At 67.0% G+C, this 10488-nt stretch carries 12 protein-coding genes and 1 pseudogene; 10 read left to right on the top strand and 3 right to left on the bottom strand.

All coding sequences use genetic code 11. The annotated features are described in order from the left end of the window. Positions 1-503 (top strand): glycoside hydrolase family 15 protein (locus tag RM423_RS23280; protein WP_311425433.1); only part of this gene is annotated, 503 nt, incomplete at its 5' end. A 452-nt stretch (positions 504-955) separates the two neighbouring features. Here the strand turns inward: RM423_RS23280 and RM423_RS23275 are convergent. Continuing rightward, positions 956-1609, bottom strand: a complete 654-nt coding sequence (locus RM423_RS23275) for a TetR/AcrR family transcriptional regulator (protein ID WP_311425432.1) — start codon at positions 1607-1609, stop codon at positions 956-958. Positions 1610-1688: 79 nt separating this feature from the next. Between RM423_RS23275 and RM423_RS23270 the strand changes: the two genes are divergently transcribed. Continuing rightward, positions 1689-2087 (top strand): VOC family protein, encoded by a 399-nt coding sequence (locus RM423_RS23270; protein WP_311425431.1) that lies wholly within the window; start codon positions 1689-1691, stop codon positions 2085-2087. A 227-nt stretch (positions 2088-2314) separates the two neighbouring features. After that, positions 2315-2881, top strand: a complete 567-nt coding sequence (locus RM423_RS23265) for a chloramphenicol phosphotransferase CPT family protein (RefSeq protein WP_311425430.1) — start codon at positions 2315-2317, stop codon at positions 2879-2881. Between the two features lie 190 nt (positions 2882-3071). On the opposite strand, the gene RM423_RS23260 is transcribed toward RM423_RS23265, so the two are convergent. Then, positions 3072-4310 (bottom strand): MFS transporter, encoded by a 1239-nt coding sequence (locus RM423_RS23260; RefSeq protein ID WP_311425429.1) that lies wholly within the window; start codon positions 4308-4310, stop codon positions 3072-3074. Between the two features lie 284 nt (positions 4311-4594). Between RM423_RS23260 and RM423_RS23255 the strand changes: the two genes are divergently transcribed. From RM423_RS23255 to RM423_RS23235, 5 genes and pseudogenes are all read left to right on the top strand, one after another. Further along, entirely contained in the window at positions 4595-5218 is a 624-nt protein-coding gene (locus RM423_RS23255) for a LysE family translocator (RefSeq protein ID WP_311425428.1), read from the top strand. Between the two features lie 513 nt (positions 5219-5731). After that, entirely contained in the window at positions 5732-6247 is a 516-nt protein-coding gene (locus RM423_RS23250; RefSeq protein WP_311425427.1) for a hypothetical protein, read from the top strand. A 122-nt stretch (positions 6248-6369) separates the two neighbouring features. Further along, positions 6370-6921 (top strand): GNAT family N-acetyltransferase, encoded by a 552-nt coding sequence (locus tag RM423_RS23245; protein WP_311425426.1) that lies wholly within the window; start codon positions 6370-6372, stop codon positions 6919-6921. An 89-nt stretch (positions 6922-7010) separates the two neighbouring features. Continuing rightward, a pseudogene (locus tag RM423_RS23240) lies at positions 7011-7253 on the top strand (helix-turn-helix domain-containing protein); the annotation flags it as partial. Positions 7254-7383: 130 nt separating this feature from the next. Then, positions 7384-8142: an IS30 family transposase gene (locus RM423_RS23235; protein ID WP_311425434.1), complete on the top strand. Its 759-nt coding sequence runs from the start codon at positions 7384-7386 to the stop codon at positions 8140-8142. Between the two features lie 804 nt (positions 8143-8946). On the opposite strand, the gene RM423_RS23230 is transcribed toward RM423_RS23235, so the two are convergent. Beyond that, the gene (locus RM423_RS23230) at positions 8947-9636 is read right to left on the bottom strand and encodes an aspartate/glutamate racemase family protein (RefSeq protein WP_396327840.1); all 690 of its coding nucleotides are present in this window, start codon (positions 9634-9636) and stop codon (positions 8947-8949) included. Positions 9637-9824: 188 nt separating this feature from the next. Here RM423_RS23230 and RM423_RS23225 point away from each other — a divergent pair, with 188 nt between their 5' ends. After that, positions 9825-10100: a type II toxin-antitoxin system Phd/YefM family antitoxin gene (locus RM423_RS23225; protein ID WP_311425424.1), complete on the top strand. Its 276-nt coding sequence runs from the start codon at positions 9825-9827 to the stop codon at positions 10098-10100. Beyond that, on the top strand, positions 10097-10360 hold the full coding sequence (locus tag RM423_RS23220; RefSeq protein WP_311425423.1) for a type II toxin-antitoxin system RelE family toxin: 264 nt from the start codon (positions 10097-10099) through the stop codon (positions 10358-10360). The genes RM423_RS23225 and RM423_RS23220 overlap by 4 nt, the downstream gene beginning before the upstream one ends. The last annotated feature ends 128 nt before the right edge of the window (positions 10361-10488 follow it).

Here is a 10488-nt window from a genome sequence, read left to right as displayed (position 1 = left end):
GCGACACCATCCACGCCGACGTCCTCACCCACGGCTACGACGCCGACCGCAACACCTTCACCCAGTCCTACGACGCCCCCGCCCTGGACGCCAGCCTGCTCATGATCCCCCGCGTCGGGTTCCTGCCACCCACCGACCCGCGGGTGCTGGGCACCATCACCACCATCCAAACCGGGCTGACCGAAGACGGGTTCGTCAAGCGCTACCAGACCACCGACTCCGACGACGGCCTACCCGGCACGGAAGGCATCTTCCTCGCCTGCTCGTTCTGGCTCGTCGACGCCCTGCACCTCGCCGGCAAACAAACCCAGGCAACCGAACTGTTCGAACGACTGCTCACCCTCCGTAACGACGTCGGGCTGCTCAGCGAAGAATGGGACCCCACCGCCAACCGCCAACTCGGCAACACCCCCCAAGCCTTCAGCCACTTCCCCCTCATCACCAGCGCCCTACAACTACACGCCGGCAAAGGCCACCACAGCCACCACCCCATCCACCGCTGACCCGCTGCGATTCACCCCCAAGACCCACCACCAGCCGCGGCCGACCCGGCGCCAGTCCCACCCATCCTCGGGCGCGTCAGGGCAAAACCCACCGCGCAGCCTTCGACCTGACTGACCGGGTGCGTCGCGATCGGGACCAGTGCCGTCAGTCCTACCGGCATCGGCCACGCCGCCGCCACCTTCTAGCCGACATGCACGCCCGGGTACATCACATCCCGACGCCGGAACCCACCGACAGCGGTCGGGTCTATCTCGCTAACCGATAGGTCCCCGCCTCGCTTCGTGCTGCGTCCTGGTGGTGAGCGCGTGACGCGGCGACGCGCAGTCTCCGTCTGAGCGGGACTTCAATCCGGACGGGTCTATTGGGACAGCCGCTCCTGCTCCTGCTCGCGGACCAGTCTGATCGGTGATCTTGTACCGAAGGTCGGTCGGCTATTGGGACCGTCGAACACCTACGCCTGCAGCGCATCGTCGGTGGCTCCCTGGCCGCTGAGGACGACTGCGGCGACGATGGTGAGGAACTGGTCGTCCAGTGGTTCGCGGGAGAACCAGCGGCGGTAGAACAGCGGTCCGAGCAGCCCCGCGATCATGCTCGAGAAGTTGGCTGTCGCTGGGAGCTCACCCCGGTCGGCTGCTCGCTGCAGGACCTCCCGCAGCGGCGCGGCGTGGCCGTGCTGAATGCCGCGGTGGACGTCGGCGAACTCCGGGTCGCGTTCGGCGGCGTCGACGATCGAGGGCAGGACCGACGCCCAGCGTGCCGCGCCCAGCAGGTGCGCGATGTCGGCGAGGATCGCCGCGACGTCACCGTCCAGCGATCCGGTGTCGGGGACCTGTTGCTCGGCGGTGATCCGGGAGCAGGCGTCGATCACCAGCGCCGCGCGGGTGGGCCAGTGCCGGTAGATGGTCGTCTTGGCGACCCCCGAGCGCCGGGCGACTTCGTCGATGGTGAAGCCGCTGACTCCGCTCTCGCTGAGCAACTCGAACGCGGTCGTCAGCACCCGGTCGCGAGACCGGCGCACGCGCCCGTCGACCTCGCCGCCACTCGCCGTCGTGGCCGGCGCAGAGGGCCGAGCGTGCTCAGCGCTACCGGGGGCTGTTCGGGGCACGGGGTTGATCCTGCCACAACCACTACGCTACGGTATCGTAGCGTTCCACTTCGGAGCGCATAACTGGAAGGACCCGACCGTGGACTTCGCCTCGATCCGCATAATCACCGACGACCTGGAGCAGATCGTCCAGTTTTACGAGCAGGTCACCGGCGTTCCCGCGGTGCGCGCGACGCCGGTCTTCGCGGAGCTGAACCTGCCCTCGGCCACCCTGGCGTTCGGCCACACGCAGACCACCCAGCTGTTCGGGCAGGACTCCGCGCGGCCCGCCGACAACCACAGCGTGATCATCGAGTTCCTTGTCGACGACGTCGACCGCGAGTACGAGCGACTCACCCCGCTGGTCGACCAGTGGGTGCAGAAGCCGACGACGATGCCCTGGGGCAACCGCTCCATCCTGTTCCGCGACCCCGACGGCAACCTCGTCAACCTGTTCACGCCCGTCACCGAAGACGCCATCAACAAGTTCCGGCGCTGAACAGGCAGCCTCCGGGCCGACGAGGGCGCCACCGCCCGGGCCGACGAGGGCGCCGTCCCACTGCTCGATCGGCTGCTCGACTGGCGTCCCGCTGGTCCTTGGTGTGTGGGACGGTCGGTCTTTGACCGGTGGCCCGTGGTCGGCGCGGTTGTTGGCAGCGCGCTCACGTGTTCGTTGATGCCCGGGCGCCTGGACGAGACGATGTTGATTGATGGGACGGGGTCAAGGTGGTTGACGCAGGTCGGGTAATCCTGCTTAACGGCGCGTCGAGCTCCGGCAAGTCTTCGCTGGCCCGGCGCCTACAGGCTTCGCTGGACGTTCCGTTCCTGCATGTGAGCAGTGACCAGTGGGTGGAGGCGGGCGTCATACCGCAGCGGCGCGACGACGAGGGGCCTTTCAACTGGGTCGACTCCATGCGGCCACGCTTCTTTGACGGCTTCCACCGCACCATCGCCGCTATGGCTGCCGCCGGCAACAACCTCATCGTCGACCACATCATCGAGTACCCGCCGTGGCGTGCGCAGTTGGCGCAGCTGCTGACTGGTCTGGACGTCTTCGTGGTGGCCGTTGTCTGTGATCCGCTCGAGCTGCAACGCCGCGAGCTCTGTCGCGGTGACCGGCGCTCCGGTGAGGCACTGGCCCACCTGCATGAGAACCGCATCCACGAGCTGGGGCCGGTCGACTTCTCGGTCGACACGACCGCCGGGATCACGACGACGCTCACCCACACCGTCATCGCCGCGTGGGAACAGCGCAGCGGCCCCAGTGCGCTGTTCTACCCGGGCGGTAGGTAAGAGCCGGCTGTCGAGCAGCGCCGGGCCGCTGTGACTCGTCGCTACCTGCCGCGACGGTCAGACTCCGGGGCGGCCCCTAGCGGCTCGCCCGCGTTGTTCCAAGCCGCAGGGCGGCTGGGTTGTCGCGGTCGGACACGATGAACCGATGGCAGCCGACGCTTGGCTTCGGGTCAGTCACGGGGACCCGCTCTCATCGGTCGGTGGTGGGGTTGTCGAGGCGTGTGTATGGCAGCGGTCGTACTGCTCCGGCGATGCCAGCGGAGACAGCGGCCAATCCCGCGACGACGACGAGTGCCCGCAGGACCGTCACGTGGTCACCGAGCAGCCCGATCAACGGTGGGCCGCACAGGAAGGAGCAGTAGGCCATCGAGGCCACAACGCTGACCCGTGCCGCCGCGGCGCTCGGGTCGTCGGCGGCGGCGCTCATACCGACCGGGAAACCCAGCGATGCACCCAGCCCCCACAAAGTGACGCCGAGAAACGCCAACGCCGCGGCGGGGCTGAAGATGAACAGCAGCAGCCCGGTGAACGCCGACAGGGCCAACCCTCTGAGCACCGCGACGCGGCCGTACCGGTCCAGGACCGTCGGGCCGAACCAGCGCCCAGCAGTCATCGCAGCGAGGAAGGTCGCCAGGCCCAGCGTGCCCACAGCAGCCGGCACGTGGTAGCTGTCGATGAAGGCGATGTTGATCCAGTCGTAGCCGCTGCCCTCGGCGAAGCCGATGGCCAGAACGAACAGCCCGATCAGCAGCGTCCGCGGTTCCGTCCAACGGGCCAGCAGCCTCGACCGAACACCGCCTGCATCGCTTCGCGCCGCATCTGTCGCGGGCGCGTCGGTGTCAGCGACGAAGCCGCGAACGGCCCACGGGACCAGCCCGGCGGTGAGCACAGCGACGCCAAGCAGATGCACGGTGACCGGGACCTTCAACAGCACCGCCACCGCGCCGATCACAGCCCCACCGACCGTGCCGATGCTGTAACCGGCGTGGAAACGGGACATGACCGCCCGCCCGAGGTGGCGTTCCACGATCGCGCCCTGCACATTCATCGCCACGTTCCACGCGCCCACAGCGAAGCCGACCAGAAAGAACCCCACGATGACCGCTGCGATGCCGGCGTGATAGCCGACACACGCGATCGACAGTCCACCGCCGAGCAGTACCGCCATGGCCGCGACCGTCCGCCGCGACGTGTACCGGTGCACGATCACTCCGCCACACGGCAGTGACACCAACGACCCGACAGCGATCGCCAACAACACCACACCCACCTGCGCCGGGCTCAGGTGCAAACTCGCCCGGATCTGCGGGATCCGCGACGTCCAACTCGCCGACGCGGCGCCGACGCTGACGAATGCCGCCGCCGTCGCCCGCGTAGCAGATCGACTACGGGCGGCGAGCATGGCAGGTGCGGTCGCAGCCGAGGTCAACAGCGGTCCTCCGACAAGTCGAGTCCAGCGCTCACGACACCGGTCAATATAGGCCCACCCGCCCATGTGACGGAAGCGCTTCCACCAACGCTCCTCAGCGACCTGCCAGACGTCGCCGACAACGGGTGATCTGTCCGCCCACGATGTCGACGCCCAACAAAACGGAACGCCAATCGGCGTTCCGCATGCGGCACGCGGGCTCGGCGAGCACTACCGGGCCCCGATCTTTTTTTGCTCTTGGGCAATAGCCGTGAACCGAGGGAGTCCTCGATAGGGTCGGCAGCATGTTGTGGGCCGCGGTCGTGGGTTTTCTGGTCGCCATCACCCCGGTCGCGCTGACTCCGGGCGCGAGCTTCACCCTCGCTACTCAACGGACTCTGGCCGGACACCGCAACGCCACCGCCTGGGTAGTTGTCGGCACCGCGACCGGTATCTACGTTCACGCCCTGTTGGCCGCCGTCGGCCTGTCGGCAGTGGTGATGCGCTCCGCGCAGGCTTTCACCGTGGTCAAGGTGCTCGGCGGGATCTACCTAATCAGCCTCGGAGCCTGGACGCTGTGGCAGACCCGCCACCGGCAGCAATCGAAGGCCAGCGGTGCTCCTCAGTTGCCGTGGACTGGTCGCCACAGCTATCCGCAAGCTGTGCTTGCCAATGTTCTCAACCCCAAAGCCGCCTCGGTGTACCTGACGCTCGCCCCGCAGTTCCTCACGGCGGATCAGGTGGGCGTTCTCACCATGCTGTTGCTGGCCACCGTGCACGTGGCCGTCATGGCTGTCTGGCTGGCCGTGTGGACTGCAGTACTTCGCCGAGCACGGCGCGCCGCCCGCTCGGACCGCCTCACCACGACAGTCAACCGCGTCGGCGGCGCCATCCTGATTGCTTTGGGTATCCGCACCGCTAGGACTTGAGCAGGTCAACCGCAGGACACCACAACGTCCGTTCACCGTTGGACTTCCGAGATGGGCGCATCATGACGGCGGCGGCGCGGCGGCGCGGCGGGGACGGGGGTGTGTGGTCGTGGACGTGGCGGGGTGGTGTGTCGAACGGTTCGGCTGCGATGTCGAGGCGGTGACGTTCGAGACCGGTCACCTGTCTCGCGTGCTGGGGCTGCGTCTGCGTGATGGCCGCGAGGTCGTGGTGAAAGTCCGGCCGTGGCAGAACCGGTTGGTGACGTGCGTGGCAGTTCAGGAGGTCCTGGCCGGGCTTGGCTTTCCGTGTCCGAGGCCGCTGGCGGGACCGGACCGGATAGGCCAACCGGTTCAGGCCGTGCACGCCGAGGAATTGCTGCCCGGCGGGCAGATGATGCCCCCCGGTGACGACGCGGCCGGGATGTTCGCGGCGTTGCTGGCGGACCTGGTCGCTCTCACCCCGTACGTGGCGGCGACGCAGTTGGCGTCGCTGCGCGTTCCTCGCCGCCGTGGGTGGGCTGGGACCACACCGGCGAGCAGCTGTGGCCGGCGCGTGACACCCCGGGCCCGGTGTTGCACGAGCAGCCCGGACCCGACTGGGTCGATGAGGTGGCGGTCGCGGCACGGACGTTACTGCTGTCAGCGAGTGACCTGCCGTTGGTGCTCGGGCACGGCGACTGGGAATCTCAGAACCTGCGCTGGGTCGACCGTCGACCTCGGGCCGTGCACGATTGGGACAGCCTCATCGCCCAGCCCGAGCCTGCGGTGGTGGGCGCCGCAGCCGCGGTCTGGCCCGCCGGGGCGGGGAGCAGGCACGCCGCAACCGTGCAGGAGAGCGAGGCGTTCCTCGACGCCTACCAGCACGCCGCAGGCAGGACCTGGAAGAACCGCGACCAGCGGCTGGCCTGGGCCAGCGGGTTGTGGCTGCGCACCTACAACGCCAAGAAGGACGCCGCCGACGGCGGCGGCCCGCAACTGGACCTGCTCGCAAACGAGGTCGACCAACGCCGACGACTCGCCGGCCTTTGACCCACCAGGCTCCCCCCGGACGACGATCGGGCTTGCCAGACGATGTCGAAGCAGCAGTCCCGGCCTGATGGCACGATCGGTCGGTGCCCAGGACGACCGCACCCATAGTTCCAGCGGGAAACATGGCCTCACAGGCGCAACCGACCCTGCGGGTGGATGAGTTGCTTCTTCGGCCGTGGGAACCTGCTGACGTTCCCGTACTCGTCGCCGCGTACAGCGACCCGGCCATCCAACACTGGAATTTCCGGTCGATGACGCAGGCAGAAGCTGCCGACTACGTTTCCACCGCGAACACCAGCTGGACCTCGGAGACGGCCGCCAGCTGGGCCGTGACCTCGGTCGGCAACGTTGTCGGACGCATGTCACTGCGCTCGATCGACTTGATACAAGGACTGGGCACGATCGCCTACTGGGTTACCCCGGCCGGGCGGGGCCGCGGCGTCGCCCCTCGCGGGCTGCGCGCGGTCAGCACCTGGGCACTGCGGGAGCTCGGGCTACACCGACTCGAGCTGGAACACTCCACCACCAACGACGCATCGTGCCGCGTCGCCGCTAAAGCCGGTTACACCCTGGAGAGCACGAAACGCAGCCAAGCTCTGCACGCCGACGGATGGCACGACATGCACCTTCACGTCCTACTCGACGGCGATCTCCCTGCCACAGCAACCATATGAGCCTGAAGCCCGGTCAGGGTTCCTTGGGTTCTCGCGGTGATCGCAACACCTGCTGAGTTGAGGTGTTGATCATCCGGTTCGCTAATCACATGATCACCGAGAACGTGCAGATCTTCTGGTCCGAGCTGCAGCGTGGCGAGTTCATCAGCGACGCCGCGGTTGCGGCAGGGACGTATCGCAAGCAGGGCACGCGGTGGGTGATCGCCAACGGGGGCGTGCGTCCACGTCGGGGCCGTGGTCTGAAGGGCCGGTGTCTGTCCTTCGCCGAGCGGGAACAGCTTGGGCTTCTGCGTGCGGCTGGCATGTCGATGCGGGCGATCGCCACCCAGCTTGGTCGCAGCCCGTCGACGATCAGTCGGGAGCTGCGGCGCAACACAGAGGTGGGCGGTTATCTGGCCAGCTCGGCGCATGCGATGGCATATCACCGGGCGTCACGACCCAAGCCTGCGAAGCTGGCGGTGAATCTGGCGTTGCGGGCGGCGGTCGAGAAGGATCTTCAGAAGCGATACTCACCAGAGCAGATCACCGGCCGGCTACGCATCGAGTACCCCGACCCGGAGATGCGGGTGTCCCCAGAGACAGATCTACCAGTCGATCTACGTGCAGTCGCGCGGCGCGTTGCGTCGCGATCTGGCGGTGTGCCTGCGCACCGGGCGGGCACTGCGGCGTCCGAGCCGCAAGCCCGGGCAGCGCAAGAACCGGATACCGAACATGATCAATATCGCCGAACGTCCGGCCGAGGTCGAGGACCGGGCGGTGCCTGGGAACTGGGAGGGAGATTTGATCATCGGTAAGCAGAACCAGACCGCGATCGGCACCCTGGTCGAACGCCAGACCGGTTACGCGATGCTGCTGCATCTGCCCGATGGTTATAAGCCCGAACAGGTCCGCGATGCTCTCGCCGCCAAGATCACGACCTTGCCCGAGTCGCTGCGCTTGTCGCTGACCTGGGACCAGGGCCCGGAGATGCGCGACTGGAAACAGGTCTCCGTCGACGCCGGGATCGACATCTACTTCTGCGACCCGCACTCGCCGTGGCAACGCGGCACGAACGAGAACTTCAACGGACTGCTGCGCCAATACTTTCCCAAGGGCACTGACCTATCGATTCATTCCGTCGAGGACCTCGATTGGGTCGCCCAGCAACTCAACGATCGACCCCGCAAACGACTAGCGTTCAAGAAGCCGATCGAACTCATCGGCGACCTCCTGTTGCGCTGACCGCCAGAATCCGCCGTTCGGCGTACGGAACGTTTTTCGGCCGGCGCCGGGGCCTCGTGCGACGATCGCGGGATGCCCGTCGATCAGAACCTGGTGAACGCAGCAGTCGATCAAGCGGATCGACGTTGGCCTGACAGCGATGCCGTTTCCGCGGCAGTCCGCTTGGAGAGCGGAACGGCTTGCTTTGTGGGGCCGGCCGTTGAGGTCGGCGTCGCGGACCCTGCGGGCGAAGCCGGATGGTCAGCAGACGGTTACTCGAGTTGAATCCCTTCTACTGGGCCGCCGCCCCGGACTGATCACTCGTGGCCTACAGGCGCCGAACACGGATAGTGGCTCTCCGAGCCCTGTTGCTGCGGGTGCGCGTCACCGTGGCGCTCGACGATCGTCATACCGACGCCCGGCTGTCGGCGCTGCAGGCGCCACCCCGCGACCCAGGCGTGCACGGGGTTCTGGCGCAGATTCTGCTGTCAACAACCGGTCCCATGGCGGCCCAGGCGCTATCTTGAGACCCGTGACCGACGCCCCGGACCAGCACCTCTATTGCAGCGTGTGCGCCATGGAAGCCTTAAGGCAACACTTCGCCCGAAGCCCGGGGGACGCCCCTCCCCAGTTCCTGGCAGTATCCGCCGGCGGCGTCGAAAGTCTGGGTGGCGACGTCTGGCAGGTCCCTCGGGCGCACGTCGTGGTGCAGGGCGCAAGCCTCTGCATGTTCCACATGGGAACGACTCTTGCTGAGCAGTTGGAGGGCCCAAGTCCTGACGTCGGTGCCTGATCTTGTGCCAGTTGAGGATCGCTCTGCGGGCGTCAGACGCTCCCTGGTGTGGCCAAAGAAGCGTCGACGGCGGCCTCGACGTGTAGGCGGGTGGTGGGGAAGACCGGGACCGGGCTGTCCGTTTCGGAGACCAGCAGTTCGATCTCGGTGCAGCCGAGCACGACGCCCTCCGCGCCGGCTTGAACGAGGCGGACGATGGCGGCGCGGTAGGCCTGCCGGGACTCCTCGCGGACCACTCCCAGGCACAGCTCGTCGTAGATGATGCGGTGCACCTCAGCCCGGTCATCGGGTGCCGGGATGAGCACTCGAAGGCCGTGGCTGGTGAGCCGGTCGCGGTAGAAGTCCTGCTCCATGGTGAACGCGGTGCCCAGCAGCCCCACCGTTGTCAGCCCGGCCCGGGTCACCGCCTGTGCGGTGGCGTCGCCCAGGTGCAGCAGAGGGATCCCGATCGCGGCCTGGACCTGGTCGGCGACCTTGTGCATCGTGTTGGTGCAGATCAGTAACAAGTCCGCGCCGGCGGCCTCGAGTCCCTTGGCCGCCTCGGCGAGCAGGTGGCCTGCCTCCTCCCACCGGCCGGTGGCTTGCAGTGCCTCTACATCGGCGAAGTCCACCGAGGCCAACACGATCCGCGCAGAGTGCAGACCACCAAGCCGTTCACGGACCAGCTCGTTGGCTAGCCGGTAGTACTGCGCGCTGGACTCCCAGCTCATCCCACCGAGCATCCCGATCACCCGCGGCGCGTTAGTCGTCACAACAACCAGCCTGCCATCACCGTGCTGGCCGTGCCGCAGGACGATCCTCATGCGAGACGGGGCTTTAGTTTAGGCATCAACTGCGGTACGCGTCCGGTGACGGGTCACCACATGAGACCGCATATGTACAACCGTGCCCATCGGTGTACGCTAAGTACATGTCAGCCGAGTCCTCGTTCGCAGTGTCGGAGGCGCGCCAGCAATTGGCCGCGATCATCGACCGCGTCCGCGCCGAGCATGCACCGGTCTACCTCGCCCGCCGGGGTCGGCGGGTCGCCGCGGTGATCGACGCCGATGACCTGGACGAGATCCTCCAGCTGGCCGAAGACATGACCGATATTCGGGCTGCTGAAGCGGCGCGGAACGAGATGCGAACGACAGGTGCGACACCAATCCCATGGGAGCAGGTCAAGGCGGATCTCGGCTTGGGATGACCTACCGCATCACCATCGCGCCTGCGGCGGCACGTCAGCTACGCAAGTTCGATCCGCAAGTCCGTCGCCGGATACAGGCAGCGCTCGAACTGCTTAGCTCCAATCCGCGGCCACCTGCGGCGACCCAACTCGTCGGTGGTGCCGGCGAGTGGAGAGTTCGCACTGGCGACTACCGCATTGTGTACGAGATCAAAGACGAGGAACTGGTCGTGCTAGTACTCCGGGTGGGGCATCGACGCGAGATCTACAAGGCCCGCTGAGCGATCGTCGTGCGGGACGCACGAGCTGACATTGTGCGCGTCCCGCGCGCAACAATTCGCCGCTTGATCCACGACGACAGGCGTGATGTTGGCGAGGATGGGAGGGAGGACGCCCAGTCCTATATCAA

Origin of the sequence: Jatrophihabitans lederbergiae (genome assembly GCF_031845305.1) — a bacterium.
In the GTDB taxonomy this organism is placed as follows: domain Bacteria; phylum Actinomycetota; class Actinomycetes; order Mycobacteriales; family Jatrophihabitantaceae; genus Jatrophihabitans_A; species Jatrophihabitans_A lederbergiae.
Note: the sequence above shows the minus strand (reverse complement) of the source record. Positions and strands in the feature narration are given on the sequence as shown.